The 17255-nt window shown below is 62.4% G+C and carries 13 protein-coding genes and 2 pseudogenes; 8 read left to right on the top strand and 7 right to left on the bottom strand.

Annotation, left to right across the window (positions count from 1 at the left end; genetic code table 11):
* The first annotated feature begins 198 nt into the window (after positions 1–198).
* On the top strand, positions 199–2079 hold the full coding sequence (locus CEJ45_RS02360; RefSeq protein ID WP_088753645.1) for a GGDEF domain-containing protein: 1881 nt from the start codon (positions 199–201) through the stop codon (positions 2077–2079).
* Between the two features lie 101 nt (positions 2080–2180).
* On the opposite strand, the gene serS is transcribed toward CEJ45_RS02360, so the two are convergent.
* Positions 2181–3482: a serine--tRNA ligase gene (serS, locus tag CEJ45_RS02355; RefSeq protein ID WP_088753644.1), complete on the bottom strand. Its 1302-nt coding sequence runs from the start codon at positions 3480–3482 to the stop codon at positions 2181–2183.
* A 174-nt stretch (positions 3483–3656) separates the two neighbouring features.
* On the opposite strand from serS, the gene CEJ45_RS02350 reads away from it, so the two are divergent.
* Positions 3657–4280 (top strand): anaphase-promoting protein, encoded by a 624-nt coding sequence (locus CEJ45_RS02350; RefSeq protein WP_088753643.1) that lies wholly within the window; start codon positions 3657–3659, stop codon positions 4278–4280.
* Between the two features lie 6 nt (positions 4281–4286).
* Here the strand turns inward: CEJ45_RS02350 and CEJ45_RS02345 are convergent, their stop codons facing one another.
* Complete coding sequence (locus CEJ45_RS02345; RefSeq protein ID WP_088753642.1) at positions 4287–5234, bottom strand: LysR family transcriptional regulator; 948 nt, start codon at positions 5232–5234, stop codon at positions 4287–4289.
* A 97-nt stretch (positions 5235–5331) separates the two neighbouring features.
* On the opposite strand from CEJ45_RS02345, the gene CEJ45_RS02340 reads away from it, so the two are divergent.
* Positions 5332–5973, top strand: a complete 642-nt coding sequence (locus CEJ45_RS02340) for a hypothetical protein (protein WP_088753641.1) — start codon at positions 5332–5334, stop codon at positions 5971–5973.
* Between the two features lie 3 nt (positions 5974–5976).
* Here CEJ45_RS02340 and CEJ45_RS02335 read toward each other — a convergent pair whose 3' ends face one another.
* Positions 5977–7281 carry a replication-associated recombination protein A gene (locus tag CEJ45_RS02335; protein ID WP_088753640.1) on the bottom strand — a complete coding sequence of 435 codons (1305 nt, stop codon included), beginning with the start codon at positions 7279–7281 and terminating at the stop codon, positions 5977–5979.
* A 270-nt stretch (positions 7282–7551) separates the two neighbouring features.
* Here CEJ45_RS02335 and fdxA point away from each other — a divergent pair, with 270 nt between their 5' ends.
* The gene (gene fdxA, locus CEJ45_RS02330; RefSeq protein ID WP_088753639.1) at positions 7552–7890 is read left to right on the top strand and encodes a ferredoxin FdxA; all 339 of its coding nucleotides are present in this window, start codon (positions 7552–7554) and stop codon (positions 7888–7890) included.
* Between the two features lie 77 nt (positions 7891–7967).
* On the opposite strand, the gene lolA is transcribed toward fdxA, so the two are convergent.
* Together lolA and CEJ45_RS02320 are read right to left on the bottom strand one after the other, a co-directional pair.
* On the bottom strand, positions 7968–8681 hold the full coding sequence (gene lolA, locus CEJ45_RS02325) for an outer membrane lipoprotein chaperone LolA (protein ID WP_088753638.1): 714 nt from the start codon (positions 8679–8681) through the stop codon (positions 7968–7970).
* A 113-nt stretch (positions 8682–8794) separates the two neighbouring features.
* Positions 8795–11137, bottom strand: a complete 2343-nt coding sequence (locus CEJ45_RS02320) for a DNA translocase FtsK (RefSeq protein ID WP_088753637.1) — start codon at positions 11135–11137, stop codon at positions 8795–8797.
* Positions 11138–11533: 396 nt separating this feature from the next.
* On the opposite strand from CEJ45_RS02320, the gene trxB reads away from it, so the two are divergent.
* From trxB to CEJ45_RS02305, 3 genes are all read left to right on the top strand, one after another.
* Positions 11534–12487 carry a thioredoxin-disulfide reductase gene (trxB, locus tag CEJ45_RS02315; protein ID WP_088753636.1) on the top strand — a complete coding sequence of 318 codons (954 nt, stop codon included), beginning with the start codon at positions 11534–11536 and terminating at the stop codon, positions 12485–12487.
* A 144-nt stretch (positions 12488–12631) separates the two neighbouring features.
* Positions 12632–12973, top strand: a complete 342-nt coding sequence (locus CEJ45_RS02310; protein WP_187697619.1) for an I78 family peptidase inhibitor — start codon at positions 12632–12634, stop codon at positions 12971–12973.
* A 67-nt stretch (positions 12974–13040) separates the two neighbouring features.
* Positions 13041–13694, top strand: a complete 654-nt coding sequence (locus CEJ45_RS02305; RefSeq protein WP_186450043.1) for a Smr/MutS family protein — start codon at positions 13041–13043, stop codon at positions 13692–13694.
* A gap of 8 nt (positions 13695–13702) precedes the next feature.
* Here CEJ45_RS02305 and CEJ45_RS02300 read toward each other — a convergent pair whose 3' ends face one another.
* Together CEJ45_RS02300 and CEJ45_RS02295 are read right to left on the bottom strand one after the other, a co-directional pair.
* On the bottom strand, positions 13703–15028 hold the full coding sequence (locus CEJ45_RS02300) for a leucine-rich repeat-containing protein kinase family protein (RefSeq protein WP_088753635.1): 1326 nt from the start codon (positions 15026–15028) through the stop codon (positions 13703–13705).
* A 58-nt stretch (positions 15029–15086) separates the two neighbouring features.
* Positions 15087–15974 (bottom strand): annotated as a pseudogene (locus tag CEJ45_RS02295) (PA0069 family radical SAM protein); the annotation flags it as partial.
* Between the two features lie 511 nt (positions 15975–16485).
* Between CEJ45_RS02295 and CEJ45_RS02290 the strand changes: the two are divergent.
* Positions 16486–16725, top strand: a pseudogene (locus tag CEJ45_RS02290) (arsenical resistance protein ArsH); the annotation flags it as partial.
* Positions 16726–17255 lie beyond the last annotated feature (530 nt).

Below are 17255 nucleotides of genomic sequence, written 5' to 3'. Positions count from 1 at the left end.
AACTTCAAAAAATTATCTTCCCGCCATTGCATCCTGCCGCGGACGTACTATTCGCAACCCTCACCAATCATCATTCACACTTAAAATAGCGGAAGTGAATTGCTTATCATCATCTTGTCATAAATCACTTCTAGCATCCGTAAACTATTTTCTGATGCACCGCCGTTCTTTGGAACCTTCAACCCCGGATTCAGCCAGATGGCTCCCCTCTCCAGCACTTCCTTCCCGCTCGGCGCCGAAGTCGTCGACCTGATCGCCCGCGCCTCCGGCGCCGCCTTGCGCAGTGCAGACGATCCGATGTTGTCATTGCTGCATGAGATCATCGCCCAGCGCAAGCTCTCGGCGCTGTTCCAGCCCATCGTACGCATGCGCAATGGCGAGATCCTGGGATATGAAGGTTTGATCCGCGGCCCGTCCAATACCCCGCTGCATTCGCCGCTGGCGCTGTTCAAGGTGGCGCGCGCGCACAACCTGTCGGTGCAGATGGAATACCTGTGCCGCCACATCGTGCTGACCCGCTTCGCGCAACTGGGCCTGCCGGGCAACCTGTTCCTGAACGTCTCGCCGGGTGCGCTCATGCAGCCGGAGGCGATCCAGGGCGAAACCCTGCGGTATCTGGAAAAGCTGGGCGTCAATCCGCAGCGCATCATCATCGAGCTGACCGAGAACGAGCCTACCTACGACTATGCCCTGCTGCGCAATGCCGCCATGCATTACCGCGACATGGGCTTCCAGATCGCCATCGACGACCTGGGTGAAGGTTTCTCCAGCCTGCGCCTGTGGTCGGAGCTGCAGCCGGAATACGTCAAGGTCGACATGCACTTCGTGCAGGGGATCAACCATGATCCGATGAAACTGCAGTTCGTCCGCTCGATCCAGGAAATTGCCGAGAAATCCGGCTCCATCGTCATCGCCGAAGGCATTGAATCCCAAGCCGAGTTGCTGACCATCCGCGACCTCGGCATTGCCTGCGGCCAGGGCTACCACATCTCGCGCCCGCTGCCGGAGCCGCCGGTGTCGATCTCGGAGGATGTCAGCAAGACCCTGCGTCGCGACAAGGTGCCACTGTCGGCCAACAAGTATGGTCCTGGCAAGCGCAGCGCGACGGTGGCCAAGCTGCTGCGCGAGACCCAGTACGTGAGCCCGGAAGTGACCAATGATGCGGCCTACGACATGTTCGTCAATGATCCGCAGCTGCAGGCCTTGCCGGTGGTCAGCAATGGCTTGCCGATCGGGCTCATCAACCGCTACAGCATGGTGGAACGCTTTGCCCGCCTGTATGGACGCGAGCTGTACGGCAAGAAGTCCTGCGCCTTCTTCATGGACCCCAATCCCATCCTGACCGAACAGGACACCAGCCTGCAGGACCTCTCCAACCTGCTGGTGCACGCCGAGTCGCACCACCTTTCCAACGGCTTCATCATCACCGATCGCGGCCAGTATGTGGGCCTGGGCACCGGCCACGACCTGCTGCGCGAGATCACGCAGATGCAGATCGACGCCGCCCGCCACGCCAATCCGCTGACGCAATTGCCGGGCAACGTGCCCATCAACGATCACATCGAATACCTGCTGCAGAGCGGCGTGGAATTCTGCATCTGCTACTGCGACCTCGATCAGTTCAAGCCCTTCAACGATGTCTACGGCTATCGCAAGGGCGACGACATGATCCAGGCCACCGGCCGCGTGCTGCAGCAGGCCTGCGACCCCAACCTGGATTTCATCGGACATATCGGCGGGGACGATTTCCTCATCCTGTTCCAGAGCGAGGACTGGGAAAAACGCTGCCGCACCATCCTCGACACCTTCGAGGCAGACACCCGCAGCTTCTATTACGACGAAGACGTAGCGCGCAATGGCTACTACACCGAGGACCGCCAGGGCAACCGGGTCTTCCACCCGCTGGTGTCGCTGTCGCTGGGCTCGGTGAAGATTGAACCGTCGCAATACTCGTCACCGCACCAGATCGCCTCGGCCGCCACCCGCGCCAAGAAGGAAGCCAAGAAGATCCAGGGCAACAGCCTCTTCATCGAGCGCCGCATCCCGACCACCTTCTCCTGGGCGCTCAAGGACGCTTAGCCAGCCTGCTTGCGAAAACGTTTTCTCACTCGGTGCGAAGATAAAAAAACGGCTGCCTCTTGCGAGGCAGCCGTCTTCATTTGCCGCTCAGGAAAACCGGATCAGGCGCCCGGCACCAGCTTGGTCACGCCGCCCATGTAGGGCTGCAGCACCTCGGGAATGTCCACGCTGCCATCGGCCTGCTGGTAGTTTTCCAGCACGGCCACCAAGGTACGGCCCACGGCCAGGCCCGAACCGTTCAAGGTATGCAGCAGTTCCGGCTTGCCTTGGGCATTGCGGAAGCGGGCCTGCATGCGGCGCGCCTGGAAGGCCTCGCAGTTGGAGACCGAGGAGATCTCGCGATAGGTGTTCTGCGCCGGCAGCCAGACTTCGATGTCGTAGGTCTTGGCCGCACCAAAGCCCATGTCGCCGGTGCACAGGGTGATGACGCGATACGGCAGGCCGAGCTTCTTCAAGATGGTCTCGGCGTGGCCCAGCATCTCATCCAGGGCTTCGTAAGACTTCTCCGGATGGACGATCTGCACCATTTCCACCTTGTCGAACTGGTGCTGGCGGATCATGCCGCGCGTGTCGCGGCCGTAGGAACCGGCTTCCGAGCGGAAGCACGGCGAGTGCGCCGTAAACTTCATCGGCAGCGCATCGCCGGCGACGATTTCATCGCGCACGAAATTGGTCAGCGGCACTTCGGCCGTGGGGATCAGGTACAGCGCGGCGTTCTCGGCCTCGCCTTCCTGGCCGCCCTTCTTGGCTGCGAACAGGTCCGCCTCGAACTTGGGCAGCTGGCCGGTGCCGCGCAGGCTGTCGGCATTGACGATGTAGGGGGTGTAGCACTCGGTGTAGCCATGCTCCATGGTATGGGTGTTGAGCATGAACTGCGCCAGCGCGCGATGCAGGCGGGCGATGCCGCCCTTGAGCACGGCGAAGCGCGAACCGGTCAGCTTGGTGGCGGTATCGAAGTCCAGGCCCAGGGGGGCGCCGACGTCGACGTGATCCTTGATCTCGAAGTCGAAGCTGCGGGGTGTACCGACCTTGCGCAGCTCGACGTTACCGCTTTCGTCGTTGCCGGCGGGCACGGATTCGTGCGGCAGGTTGGGCACGGCCTGCAGGAACAGGGTCATCTGCTGCTGCACTTCTTCCAGGCGGGTGGCGGACGCCTTCAACTCGTCGCCGATGCCATTGACTTCGGCCATGACGGCAGAAGCGTCTTCACCTTTGCCCTTGAGCATGCCGATCTGCTTGGACAGCGAATTGCGCTTGCCCTGCAGTTCTTCGGTACGGGTCTGGATTTGCTTGCGCTCGGCTTCCAGCGCATTGAAGCCGGCCACGTCCAGGACGAACTTGCGGGCCGCCAGGCGGGCTGCGACGTTCTCGATGTCTTTACGGAGGAGTTGAATGTCGATCATGGGAAGAAATTACGATAGGGTTGGTGCTCGAAACCGCGATTGTACCAAGTCGCGCGCCCGCCACGGGCCTCCCGTGCGCCCTGCCCCCAATAAAATCCGGCCGCAGCGGTAGCCGCCATCGCCCATGCGGGTTACCATGCGGCCCATTGCATCCCTCATGAGACCCGTTTGCCCATGTCCGTCCAGCCCGATCCCCGTCCGCCGCGCGAAGTCCCTGTCCTGTTTTCCCTGCTGGGCCTGGTCGCCGCCCTTTCCGTGGGCTTGTGGGCGGGCATCCACTACATGTCCAACGAGGCCAGCCTGTTCTACGGACTGATCGCCGGACTTTCCTTCGGCGCCACCTTTGCCTTCGGCCAGCAGATCAAGAACCGCCTGGTCCCGCCCAAGGTCCGCAAGACCGACTGGAAGGTGCAGGCCCCGGGTGCAGCCGAGCTGTCGCCCACGCGCGTGGCCGCGCAGCAGGCACGCAAGATCAGCGTGGAATTCGACGATGAAGAAATCCGCACCATGGTGCGCGGCGCCAAGCGCGAAGGCATTGCCTGGAGTGCAGTCGATGACGTCACCATCCGCATCAGCGACGATGCCCTGCCGCAGCCGCAATGGATCCTGGCCGGCAAGAGCACCGAGGGCATCAAGGGCGTGCTGGTCCCGAATGACGCCGATGGCCTGGAAGCCTTGATGGAAGCCATGAAGACCCGCTTGCCCGGCTATGACGATGACAAGAACTACGAAACCGTGATCGCCGCCATGTCCGCCATGGAAGGCAGCTTCCACATCTGGCACCGCCCTGCGGCCTGAACCCCGTCAGCGCAGCGGCTTGGCGCCCGGTGCCAGGGCTGGCTCCTGCGCCAGCCGGTGCGCCAGAAACTGCACGAAGGCACTCAGGCGCGGCGGCAGATGGCGCGTCGCCGGATAGAGCGCCCACAGCTCGCCGCAATAACGCGTCCTGAAACTCCACTGGGGCAGCACCTGCACCAGATTCCCCTCTTCCAATGCCGGCCTGGCGATGAAATACGGCAGGCTGGCAATCCCCAGATGCCGCAGCGTGGCATCGAGCCGCACGCCGGTATGGTTGGCGGCATACCTTCCCCGTACCTCGACATTGACGGACTTTCCCTGCCGGCGAAATCGCCAGCGTGCGTCCGCCGGTGATTCACCGAGGTAGATGCAGCTGTGCTCCTTCAAGGCCTGGGGGTGGGCAGGCATCCCATGGCGCTGCAGGTACTGCGGCGTGGCGCACAGGAGATGGTCGATGCGCATCAGGCGCCGGCCCATCAGGCCAGGCGGCGGCTGGTCGGTGATACGGATGGCCAGGTCGACCTGGTCGTCGATGAGATCCATGTAGCGGTCTTCCAGTCGCAGCAGCACATCCACCTTGGGATGCGCGGCCAGGAAATCCGGCATGTGCGGATGCACCAGCGCATGGCCGACCGCCTTGGGCACGCTCACCCTCACCTGCCCTTGCGGTTCGGCATCGAAGGCGCCGGACACCGACAGCACGGCTTGCGCGGCATTGAGCATATCGCGGCAGCGGGCGTGGATTTCCTCGCCGCTGTCGCTCAGGCGCAGCTTGCGGGTGGTCCGCTGGAGCAGTTGCGTCCCGAGGGCCTTTTCCAGCCGGGCCACGGCACGGCTGGTGGCCGAGGGCGTGGCACCGAGTTGCCGTGCCGCTTCGGAGAAGCTGCCGGTCTCCACCACCTTGGCGAAGACGGCCATTTCGTTCAGGAGGGCGATGCTTTGATTTGTGCTCATGGTGCAAAGATCCTTTGCGTCGGTGCCGGATTATCGCAACTTCGTGCGGCCGATACAATGCAGGACACTCGCAGCAAGCCACATTGAAAGCCTAGCCATGACTGATCGCCTTTACCTGACCGACCGCGCCTTGCGCGCTGACATCCACGTGCTCGACTGCGCCCCGCAGGACGATGGCCGCTACGCCGTGCGCCTGTCGGCCACACCCTTTCATCCACAGGGCGGCGGACAGCCCAGTGATACCGGCCGGATCGGCGACGTGGAAGTACTGCGCGTGGTCAGCGAAAGTGAAGGCATCATCCATTACACCGCCGCCCCCGTCGTACCGGGCCCGGCCGTGGCGACCGTCGACGCCGAGCCGCGCCAGCTGCATGCGCGCCTGCATTCGGCAGGCCACGTGATTGGGCAAGTGATGGCAGAACTGGGATGGAAGCTAACCAAGGCCCATCACTGGCCGGGAGAGGCGCGCGTGGTGGGCGTGGCTGCAGCAGCTGACGGCGCAGCGCAGGAACTGGTGCCGGCGGAACTGGAGCGGCGCTGCAATGACTTGCTGGCGCAGGATCTGCCCTGTGTGATGGCCATGGAGAATGGCTTGCGGCAGATTGGATTTGGAGAACTGCCCGCCTACCCTTGTGGCGGCACGCATGTGGCGGCCTTGGGGGAGATCGGGCAGATCCGGATTGAATCGGTGCGGGTCAAGAAGGGGGAGGCGTTGGTTCGATATGACGTCGTCGCCTGAACACTATTGCTTACGCGCTTCTTCATCCCACTGCCGCAGCGTATTGAGCTTCTCACCAATCTTGATTTCCAACCCCCGCGGCACAGGCTGATACCACCCCGGCTCGGCAATACCGTCGGGCAGATACGTCTCCCCCGCCGCATAAGCATTGGGCTCATCATGGGCATACCGATATTCATGCCCATACCCCAATTCCTTCATCAGCTTGGTCGGCGCATTGCGCAGATGCACCGGCACCTCGCGGCTCTTGTCCTGCTTCACGAAAGCGCGCGCAGCGTTGTACGCGTTGTAGCCGGCATTGCTCTTGGCCGCCACCGCCAGGTAGATCACCGCCTGCCCCAGCGCCAGTTCGCCCTCGGGACTGCCCAGGCGCTCATAGGTCAGCGCCGCATCGTTGGCGATCTGCATGGCGCGCGGGTCGGCCAGGCCGATGTCTTCCCAGGCCATGCGCACGATGCGCCGCGACAGGTAGCGCGGATCGGCACCGCCGTCGAGCATGCGCGTGAGCCAATACAACGCGGCATCCGGATGCGAACCGCGCACCGACTTGTGCAGCGCTGAAATCTGGTCGTAGAAATTGTCGCCGCCCTTGTCGAAACGGCGGCTGTTGAGCGTCAATGCGTTCTGCAGGAATTCGGCCGTGACCAGCTGGGTGCCGGTCGTGTGCGCCGCAGTCTGGGTCTGCTCCAGCAGGTTCAGGAAACGCCGCGCATCGCCATCGGCGTATCCGATGATGGTCTCCGTAGCTTGCCCGTCGAACTGCAGGTCGCCCAACGCCTTGTCCTGCGCACGCTTGAGCAGTTGCTTCAACTCCTCATCGGTGAGCGACTTGAGCACATAGACCTGCGCCCGCGACAGCAGCGCCGAATTGACTTCGAAGGAAGGATTCTCGGTGGTGGCACCGATGAAGGTCACCAGCCCGCTTTCCGCATAGGGCAACAGCGCATCCTGCTGCGACTTGTTGAAGCGGTGGATTTCATCCACGAACAGGATGGTGTGCTTGCCCATCGCCAGATTCTGCTCGGCCTGCTCCATGGCCGCGCGGATATCCTTCACGCCCGAGAACACTGCCGACAGCGCGATGAATTCACAATCGAAGGCAGTCGCGGTCAGCCGCGCCAGCGTGGTCTTGCCCACGCCCGGCGGCCCCCAGAAGATCATCGAATGCGGCTTGCCGGACTGGAAGGCCAGGCGCAGCGGCTTGCCCTCGCCCAGCAGGTGCGACTGACCGATGACCTCGTCCAGCGTCTTGGGCCGCAGGGCCTCCGCCAGCGGCGCGGCCGGCTCTTGCGCAAACAGGTCAGCCATGGGCAGCCTCCTGCAGGCAGCGGGAATCAACAGGCAAAGAGGACGGCCACAGCGCGGCCAGCGAAATAAAGTTCATAGTCATCAGGATGCGGGCGCAGCGCCGGATTGCAAGGCGCATTCACCAAAGGCCGTAGTCTAACGCAGCAGGCCGCCGCGAGGGCGATGGCGCGATGACGGGCTGCGCCTGCAGCCATCAGCGGCAGCGGTTAAAATGCCGCCTGCGCGTTTTTCTTCACATCGCCCTTTTACCTGCCCTTTCCCCTGCTTTCCATGCCCTTCGTCGTCACCGATTCCTGTATCCAGTGCAAGTACACCGATTGCGTCAGCGTCTGCCCCATGGACTGCTTCGTGGAAGGCCCGAATTTCCTGGCCATCGATCCGGACGGCTGCATCGACTGCTCCATGTGCGTGCCGGAATGCCCGGTCGGTGCCATCTACAATGCCACCGACCTGCCCGCCGCCCTGTCGCACTTCGAGGACCTCAACGCCCGCCTGGCCAAGCTGCCGGGCTGGAAACCCATCACCAAGGCCCAGCCGCCCCTGCCCGATCATGCGCAGTGGAAAGACGTTACCGGCAAGCTGCCGCTGCTGAAAATGCCCGAGCCCTGACATCCACGCGCCCGACATGAAAACAGCCCCGCAGGCATGCGCTTGCGGGGCTGTTTTCATGTGAAGGGGGAAACCGATCAGTTCTCGAACACGTCCGCACCCTTCGGCACCGTGAAGTTGAAGCTGTTGCCCTTGAGCGGCGGATTCTTCTCGAAGCTGTCGAAGCTCAACACCGAGACCTGGCCAAAGGAATCATGCAGTTCCATGGCCACGGGCGTGCCGTTCTTCAGGCCGATGCCGATGTTGTCGAAGGTCGTATCCTTGCTCTTGGGTACGGCTTGCAGCCATTCCAGTCCATCCTTGGTGCCGGCTTCCTTCAAGGTGAAGTTTTTTTCCAGGTCATTGCTGCCGAAGAGGATGGCCGCCGGCGAAGAGCCCAGCGCATTGCCCAGTTTCTTGGTGGTGACCTGGTTGAGGTCCTTGTCGTAGATGAAGAGTTTTTCCCCGTCGGCCTGGATCACCTGCTCATAGGGCTTCTGGTAGGTCCAGATGAATTTGCCCGGACGCGAAAACACGAAGCTGCCACTGGAGGTATTGACCACCTTGGAGCTGCCGTTCTCGACCCGCACCATGCGCTGGGTGAACGCCCCCTTGGCCGATTGCGTGCTGCTGACGAACTGCTTGAACTGGTCCAGCGCAGCAGCCGAGGCGCGGCCGGGGGTCAGCGCGGTGATGGCGATGGCACTGGCCACCGCCAGTGCCGAAAGACCGGCTGCCATGACCAGGCGGCGCAGGTTCAAGGTGCGGGCTTGCGCAGTGCGCGAGCGGAGAGCGTTTCTGGAATTGTCCATGTTATTCGATTCCTTCTTGACGGATGCCACCAGCAAGGTGGCGGCCGGCGCGACAGTGGCCGGCCTTCTGGGCGTGCTGTTGATGACGGGATGCGGTCTGGCTGGAACGCGGCTTATTCAGCCGCATCGCTGGCACCTGCCGGCACCAGGATTTCACGGTTGCCATTGGATTGCATGGTGGAGACGAGACCGCTTTGCTCCATCTGCTCCAGCAAACGCGCCGCGCGGTTGTAGCCGATGCGCAGGTGACGCTGTACCAGCGAGATCGAGGCCCGGCGATGTTTCAGGACCACGGCCACGGCCTGGTCGTACATCTCGTCACCTTCGCCGCCACCGGCACCGGCCGCAGCACCGCTGCCACCGCCACCGTCGGCGTCCTCCAGCACGCCTCCTTCTAGGATGCCCTCGATGTAATTCGGTTCCCCCTGGGATTTGAGGTGCTCCACGACGCGATGCACTTCGTCATCCGAGACGAAGGCGCCGTGTACGCGCACCGGCAAGGCCGTACCCGGCGGGTTGTAGAGCATGTCACCCATGCCCAGCAGGGTTTCGGCACCCATCTGGTCAAGGATGGTGCGGGAGTCGATCTTGGACGACACCTGGAAGGCGATACGGGTAGGCACGTTGGCCTTGATCAGGCCGGTGATGACGTCCACCGACGGCCGCTGCGTGGCCAGGATCAGGTGGATGCCGGCCGCGCGCGCCTTCTGGGCGATGCGGGCAATCAGTTCTTCCACCTTCTTGCCCACCACCATCATCAGGTCGGCCAGTTCGTCGATGATGATGACGATGGTTTCCAGCTGCTCCAGCGGTTCCGGCGCATCCGGGGTGAGGCTGAAGGGATTGGGGATCTTCTCGCCGCGCTTCTCGGCGTCGATGATCTTCTGGTTGTAGCCGGCCAGGTTGCGCACGCCCAGCTTGGACATCTTCTTGTAGCGGCGCTCCATCTCTTCCACCGCCCAGTTCAGGGCGTGGCCGGCCTGGCGCATGTCGGTCACCACCGGCGCCAGCAGGTGCGGAATGCCCTCGTAAATCGACAGTTCCAGCATCTTGGGATCGATCAGGATCAGGCGCACCTGGCGTGGCGAGGATTTGTACAGCAGCGACAGAATGGTGGCATTGATGCCCACCGACTTGCCCGAACCGGTGGTACCGGCCACCAGCAAGTGCGGCATCTTGGCCAGGTCGGCCACCACCGGATTGCCGGCAATGTCCTTGCCCAGCGCCACGGTGAGGCTGGAATGGCTGTCGTTGTAGACCTTGGAGCCGAGGATCTCGGTCAGGCGCACGATCTGGCGCTTGGGATTGGGCAGCTCCAGGCCCATGAAATTCTTGCCCTGGATGACTTCCACCACGCGGATCGAGGTCAGCGACAGCGAGCGCGCCAGGTCGCGCGCCAGGTTGACGATCTGGCTGCCCTTCACCCCCGTGGCCGGTTCGATTTCGTAGCGGGTGATCACCGGGCCCGGATAGGCCGCCACCACCTTGACCTCGACACCGAAGTCGGCGAGCTTCTTTTCAATCAGGCGGCTGGTGAATTCCAGGGTTTCCACCGAGACTGTCTGCTGCGCCGGCGGTGCTTCATCCAGCAGGGACAGGGGCGGCAATTCGCTGTTGAGGTCATCGAAGAGGCTGGTCTGCTTCTCCTTCTGGACGCGGTCGGATTTCTGCACTTCGACGATTTGCGGTTCGATGCGGATCGGCGGCGCTTCCACGATCTTGGCGCGTTCCTGCACCACGGTTTCCTCGCGCTTGACGGCGGCTTCCTGGCCGGCGCGGCGATCGGCACGGGCGGCGAAGAAGTCGCGCACCCAGAACAGGCCATCCTCGATCATGCCACCGATGCGTTCCACCGCCGCCAGCCAGGAGACCTGGAACAGCAGCGAGAAACCCAGCCCGAACAGCAGCAACAGCAGCAAGGTGGACCCCGTGAAACCGAAGGTCGGCTGCATGCCCGAACCGATCATCTCCCCCAGCACGCCACCGGGCGAATGCGGCAGCTTGGGCGCAAAGCGCTGCATGCGGGTGAATTCGATACCCATGCTGCCGGTGAGCATGAAGACGAAGCCGACCGCGCGGATCAGCGGTTCCTGATGGTGTTCCGGTTCCACCGGCTGGGCGACCAGGAAGCGGTTCGACAGGCGGCGGTAGCCGGTCCATACCGAGCGCCCCAGCAGCACGCACCACCACCAGGCCGAGAGCCCGAAGATGTAGAGCAGCAGGTCGGCCATCCAGGCCCCCACACGGCCGCCCCAGTTGCCCACGCGCGGCACCGAGCTGGCCACCGACCAGCCGGGGTCGGTCTTGGCATAGCTCAGCAGGATCAGCGCCAGATAGGCCAGCAAGGCCGCCAGCGCCAGCCAGCGCGCCTCCGATAACAGCCGTACCAGACGGTTGGGCATGGGAGGCGCCGGCGTCTTGTTGGTGCGGATGTGGGCTTGACTCGTCTTGGACATAACTTCCGTACAAAAAATACACGCCGTCATTGTAACGGCATTGAATTGGCGCTTCGCGGTTTTGCGCAGGGCGGCGGGAAACCCGCTGCACAGACCCTGATCGACCGCTATCGTTCTGGTCGTGCTGTCATTTTGTTCATATTCTGGACAGCATCACTGCTACTGCCCGCCCCGCCCGCGGCTATTGCCGGCATAGCGTAATTCCATGAGCCCGGTCGGGGGCATGGACTATAATCTTACCCGTTTTGCAGCGCGGCAAACCGCAAACTTGTGCGCTGGCAACCCACCCCGCTTGTGCCGGCCGGTCTGGCTGAACTGTCAGGCCGGCCGGGAATTGAAATCCCCGGGAGTCGCCTCATTTGCAGAAGCGATCCCACAACATTTGATGAGTAGCTTATGAGCACGCCCAAACATGCCAAGGTCCTGATTCTCGGCTCCGGCCCCGCCGGTTACAGCGCCGCCGTCTATGCCGCGCGCGCCAACCTGAACCCCGTGCTGATCACCGGCGTGGAGCAAGGCGGCCAGCTGATGACCACCACCGATGTCGAGAACTGGCCCGGCGACCCGCTGGGCGTGCAAGGTCCGGAACTGATGCAGCGCCTGCTGCAGCACGCCGAGCGCTTCAACACCGAGATCATCTTCGATCACATCCACACCACCAAGCTCTCCGAGCGTCCGTTCCGCCTCATCGGCGATAGCGGCGAATACACCGCCGATGCCCTCATCATCGCCACCGGCGCCTCGGCCCAATACCTGGGGCTGCCCTCGGAACAAGCCTTCATGGGCCGTGGCGTGTCGGCTTGCGCCACCTGTGACGGTTTCTTCTATCGCGGCAAGGAAGTCGCCGTGGTGGGTGGCGGCAACACCGCCGTGGAAGAGGCGCTGTACCTCTCCAACATCGCCAGCAAGGTCACCATCGTGCACCGCCGCGACAAGTTCCGCGCCGAGCCCATCCTGATCGACCGCCTGCTGCACAAGGTCACCGAAGGCAAGATCGCCATCCAGTGGCATTCCACCCTGGATGAAGTGGTCGGCGACGACAGCGGCGTGACCGGCATCAAGATCAAGTCCACCCAGGACGGTGCCATCACCGACATCCCGGTGCACGGCCTGTTCATCGCCATCGGCCACAAGCCCAACACCAGCATCTTCGAAGGCCAGCTGGAGATGCAGAACGGCTACCTGAAGACCCGTACCGGCACCGAAGGCTTTGCCACTGCCACCAGCATCGACGGCGTCTTCGCTGCGGGCGACGTGCAGGATCACATCTACCGCCAGGCCATCACCAGCGCCGGCACGGGTTGCATGGCGGCACTGGATGCACAGCGCTACCTCGAAGGGCTCGAATAAGCAAATAAAGCCATGTAAAATGCTGCGCTGCGAGAACTCGCAACGCAACGGGCACTCCAAAAGCCGGTGACGAGTTGTCGTCCCGGCTTTTTTGTTTCACTCGAGCAATCCAACACAAGAATCATCAAGACCGAGGAAAGCATCGTGCCCTATCACTCAACTCCCTCCCGCGCCGGCGTGCGATCGCCGGGCATCAAGGCGGTATTGGCCACCATGAGCCTGGGCGCCGTGCTGGTGGCCTGCAGCGCTTCGCGCGACACGCCGGTGGCCAATGCCACAGCCGGCCAATGCGATGCCTCCCGCGCCGATCACCTGATCGGCGAGAACTACAGCGGCTACGTGGAACGCCAGGCGCTGGCCGAGTCCGGCGCCACCGACATCCGCGTGCTCAAACCCGATGACGCTGCCACCATGGACTTCAACCCGCGCCGCCTGAACCTGCACGTCGATCCGGGCCTGGTCATCATCAAGGTCGCCTGCGGCTGAAGAGCTCGCCCGCTTCTGCTAAAGTAGTCACCTAGGGAACAATACGCTACAGGGTTGGGTGGCTGTCATGGCGACAATGAAGGATTTCTCGGCGCTCCAGGGATTGCGCCGCGATCTGCAGGAACAGGAAAAAGCGCGCGCACTGGCCTTGGCCGAGCGCCAGCGCCAGGAAGCGGCAGCCCGCGAGGAAGCCAACATCTTTCGCAACAGCATCGGCCAGGTGGCGCCCTTGCGTCCCGAAGTGGTCGACAAGGCGCATTACCTGCCGGAACCTCCCCTCCCCATTCCCCGCCAGCACCTGGCCGATGAACAGGCCGCGCTGCTCGAGTCGCTCTCCGACGAGTTCACCGTCGACACGCTCATGGACAGCGACGAAAACCTCAGTTTCGCCCGCCCCGGCGTGGGCATGGATGTCTTGAGCAAGCTGCGGCGCGGCAACTGGGTAATCCAGGCCCAGCTGGACCTGCACGGTTATCGCCGCGACCAGGCCCGTGAAGCGTTAGGTGAATTCTTGCGCCAGTCACGCCGCCGCGGCCTGCGCTGCGTGCGGGTGATCCACGGCAAGGGACTCGGTTCGGTGAACAAGGAGCCCGTACTCAAGCACAAGGTGCGCAACTGGCTGGCGCAGAAGGATGAAGTGATGGCCTTCTGCCAGGCCCGCGCAGCCGATGGCGGCGCGGGTGCGCTGGTGGTGCTGCTGCGCTCCAGCGAACGGGCCTGAACGCCGCTTCAGCCCGCAGTCAGATTATCCAGCATGGCCACGATGGCCTCGAAATGCGGCCGCGCGGCGGCATCGGCGCTCAGGCAAGCCTGGCGCACCCCGGCCAGGGCTGCTCGCTGCTTCTTGCCGGCGTCATCTGCCGGCTGGCCATGCGCGAGCAACTCTTCCAGCAGGCAGCCGTAGGCCCGCACCTCCATGGCCTGCACACCCCAGGCATGCGGCTGTTCGACATCGTAGAACCAGGCCGCACCAAAATCGCCCAGCAAGGCTTCACCCTCCCGATGCAGGATGTTGTGACCATAGAGGTCACCGTGCACGATGCCCTGCGCGTGCAGGTGGGCTGCTGCCGAGGCGATATCGCGTGCGATGGCGATCACCTGGCTCCAGGCCAGCGTGAAGCCTTGTGCATAGACATCGCGCGAGCAGGATTGCAGGCTGGGCGGGCCGGCCAACACCTTGAAATCAGGATCGATCAACGGCATCACCAGGGCCTGCACCGCTTGCGGATGCCCATGCAAGCGGCCCAGCACGGGGATGAGCCCGCGATGGCTGCCGGCCATGATGCAGGCCGCCATCTCGCGCTCGGGCAGGCCATCACTGGTGACCGCGCCCTTGAACAGCTTCACCGCCACTGGCTGCGACCTGCCCTCCACGGTCCACCGGGCCGCGTGGATCACACCGGAGGCGCCTTCCCCCAGCTTTTCGCCCAAGGCCAGGTCGTCCCAATCGATGGCCGCGACTTGCGCGTTGCGATCCGCCGCCTCTTCCACCGCTGCACACCAGGGATTGCCTGCCATGGCCAGCCAGCTCAGGCGCGGCAAGGTCAGCAGCCAATGCGGAAACGCCTCCAGCGCATTGGCCGACAGGCGCAACAGCTCCAGGTTGCGGCAGGCCGCCAGTTCCGGCGGCAGCGCGCGCAGGCGATTGCCGGCCAGCATCAGCTTCTGCAGGCGCGGGCATTGCCCGATGCTTGATGGCAGCTGTTCGATCCGGTTGTCGGTCAGGACCAGCCAGCGCAGCGTGGGGGGCAGCGATTCGGCAGGAACGTGCTCGATCCGGTTGGCCTTGAAACCGATCATCTCCAGCGACGGGCAGCGTCCCAATACAGCGGGCAATTCGGTGAAGGGATTGTCGGAACAGAAGACGATGCGCAGCCGGTGCAACCGCGGCAGGCCCTCGGGCAAGGCCGTCAGCTCGTTGCCGCTGAGGTCCAGAATCTCAAGGGTTTCGGCCAGGGTGAAGATTTCTGGCGGGAATTCGCGCAGCCCGCACGACAGGGACAGGCGGGTAATGCCTTCCAGGGCGCCGCTGCGCAGTTGTTCCAGGGTGTGCATGCAGAGAAGTGAAGAAACGGACGAAAACGCGGATCTTACCAGCCGCCGGCCGTCCCGCTCAGAACAAATCGAGCTGGGCATCGCCCGCCGACCGCCCCTGCCCCGCCGGCACCACCACAGGCCGCCTGAAGCGGCTGGCATCCAGCGTGGCGAAGGCACGATGGCGGTGATCGATACCCAGGCGCCGGCTGGCCTTCTCGAAGCGCTGGTGCAGCAGGTCGGCCCAGACCCCGGTGCCGCGCATGCGGGTGGCGAAATCGGCGTCGTAATCCTTGCCGCCGCGCATGTCCTGGATGCGGTTCATCACCCGCGCCGCACGGTCGGGGAAATGCGCCTGCAGCCACTGCCGGAACAGCGGGCTGACCTCCCATGGCAGGCGCAGCACGATGTAGCCCGCCTGGCGCGCCCCGGCCTCGACGGCCGCTTCCATGACGCGTTCCAGGTCCGGTTCGGTGACGAAGGGGATCACCGGTGCAATCGATACGCTCACCGGAATGCCCGCCTCGGCCAGCGTGCGAATCACCCGCAGCCGCCGCGCCGGGCTGGCCGCCCGCGGCTCCAGCGTGCGCGCGATGGTCGCATCCAGTGTGGTAATCGTCACCGCGACGATGGCCTGCCCCTTGGCTGCCATGGGCGCCAGCAGGTCGATGTCGCGTTCGACCAGGGAGGACTTGGTGATGAGCGCCACCGGATTCTCGCAGTCGTGCAGGATCTGCACGATGCGCCGGGTCAGCTGGCGTTCGCGCTCGATGGGCTGGTAGGCATCGGTATTGATGCCCACCGTGATGGTGTCGGGTTCATAGGACGGCTTGGCCAGTTCGCGCAGCAGCACTTCGGGGGCATTGCGCTTGGCCACCAGGCGGCTTTCGAAATCCAGGCCCGGGGACAGGCCCAGGTAGCTGTGCGAAGGCCGCGCGAAGCAGTAGATGCAGCCGTGCTCGCAGCCTTCCCTAGTTACCCCTTAAACTACATACTTATGCACTTTGCACTGGCTCAGTATCGATAGGTTGTAAATTCTAAAATATGCAGAAGTATGCATTGCCAAAAAGCAATTATCTTCAATGAAAAACTGGTTTAACTTTTTGTAGTCCCGTCAATGCTTGGCGTCTCTTGCATCCACACGGGCAAAACTAGGTCATCGGCCATAACTCCGCAAGAAATCAAATCATTTCTCAGTTTGTGAATTGAGTTAAACATTCGAAACGGCATTCGCCCCTCTAAAGCTACATGCCAAGCAGCGGGGATGATTTGGGGACATTTTTGATGTATTTCTTTAACATCGTCCATTCCCCCCCAACTTGCATTGCGTGTCTGGAACAAAATTTGCCGTAAATAAAGGATTGCGTTCTTCCCCAAGATCATCCGTGCATGATCATCTCCGAGACCAGTATTCTTAAACAGAGATACTAGCGATACCGAAAAAGCTGGCTCACTGTAAAGTGGAGACTTCTTACTCTCTATTGGGGCGCTGGATGCGGATGCTGACGGTTCCAAATCAGTCATCGGCCGCCAAGGCGTATAAGGAGTTCGATGAAGCCGGCAAGATGAAACCCTCGCCATACTACGAGCGCGTGGTCGACGTGATGGAAGATCTCTTTAAGTTCACCCTCCTTATACGAGACATTTCGCCTTACCTCACAAATAGATACAGTGAGCGTCGCGAAGAAGCGGCTGAGCTATCGAAGCAGATGAATCAAATAAGGCGATATCTTCTGGTCATATACGCTTCCTCGATACCTTGGATTAAATTCTTTAGCACGCGGCAGCCCGTTCTCACCCAACCAGTCGAAAAAATCCGACAGCATCGAAATAATCTCATTGTGGGCGTTTTTCCCTGACGGCGACCAAAACAATCCGCTGGGGTCATTCCCAGTCTTAGTGTCCACGGTGCCAAGAGAAAGACAATTCGAAAAATTTCTAAGTACTGTCCAATCTGCCGCTCCAGGCTGTGCGGAAGATTCAACATATTCCAAAAAGAGCTTCACAGCATGCACTAGCTTGTCTCTCCAGCTCATGCTTCGCCTAACCGAAAGCAAATAATCAACCAGTGGTATCACCACCCCACTGGGACTCAACAGCACAGGCATTTCCATGGATGCGCCGGTTGAGTCCGCGACAATTTTTCCGGTAACTATAAAGTGGACCCATCCGTCAAGACAGCGTTTGCCAGAATTTAAGCTGCATCCATGACTTCACTTGCAGCAGAACAGCGCTGCCCTGATCCTGC

The sequence above is a fragment of the Herbaspirillum aquaticum genome (assembly GCF_002213425.1).
Classification (GTDB): Bacteria; Pseudomonadota; Gammaproteobacteria; order Burkholderiales; family Burkholderiaceae_D; genus Herbaspirillum; species Herbaspirillum aquaticum.
The sequence above is the reverse complement of the archived record's forward strand: the minus strand, read 5'-3'. Positions and strand labels throughout refer to the sequence as shown.

Excerpts from the sequence above, each read along its gene's own strand:
- CEJ45_RS02360 (WP_088753645.1), top strand. The coding sequence starts at position 199 with ATGGCTCCCCTCTCCAGCACTTCCTTCCCGCTCGGCGCCGAAGTCGTC.
- serS (WP_088753644.1), bottom strand. The coding sequence starts at position 3,482 with ATGATCGACATTCAACTCCTCCGTAAAGACATCGAGAACGTCGCAGCC.
- CEJ45_RS02350 (WP_088753643.1), top strand. The coding sequence starts at position 3,657 with ATGTCCGTCCAGCCCGATCCCCGTCCGCCGCGCGAAGTCCCTGTCCTG.
- CEJ45_RS02345 (WP_088753642.1), bottom strand. The coding sequence starts at position 5,234 with ATGAGCACAAATCAAAGCATCGCCCTCCTGAACGAAATGGCCGTCTTC.
- CEJ45_RS02340 (WP_088753641.1), top strand. The coding sequence starts at position 5,332 with ATGACTGATCGCCTTTACCTGACCGACCGCGCCTTGCGCGCTGACATC.
- CEJ45_RS02335 (WP_088753640.1), bottom strand. The coding sequence starts at position 7,281 with ATGGCTGACCTGTTTGCGCAAGAGCCGGCCGCGCCGCTGGCGGAGGCC.
- fdxA (WP_088753639.1), top strand. The coding sequence starts at position 7,552 with ATGCCCTTCGTCGTCACCGATTCCTGTATCCAGTGCAAGTACACCGAT.
- lolA (WP_088753638.1), bottom strand. The coding sequence starts at position 8,681 with ATGGACAATTCCAGAAACGCTCTCCGCTCGCGCACTGCGCAAGCCCGC.
- CEJ45_RS02320 (WP_088753637.1), bottom strand. The coding sequence starts at position 11,137 with ATGTCCAAGACGAGTCAAGCCCACATCCGCACCAACAAGACGCCGGCG.
- trxB (WP_088753636.1), top strand. The coding sequence starts at position 11,534 with ATGAGCACGCCCAAACATGCCAAGGTCCTGATTCTCGGCTCCGGCCCC.
- CEJ45_RS02305 (WP_186450043.1), top strand. The coding sequence starts at position 13,041 with ATGGCGACAATGAAGGATTTCTCGGCGCTCCAGGGATTGCGCCGCGAT.
- CEJ45_RS02300 (WP_088753635.1), bottom strand. The coding sequence starts at position 15,028 with ATGCACACCCTGGAACAACTGCGCAGCGGCGCCCTGGAAGGCATTACC.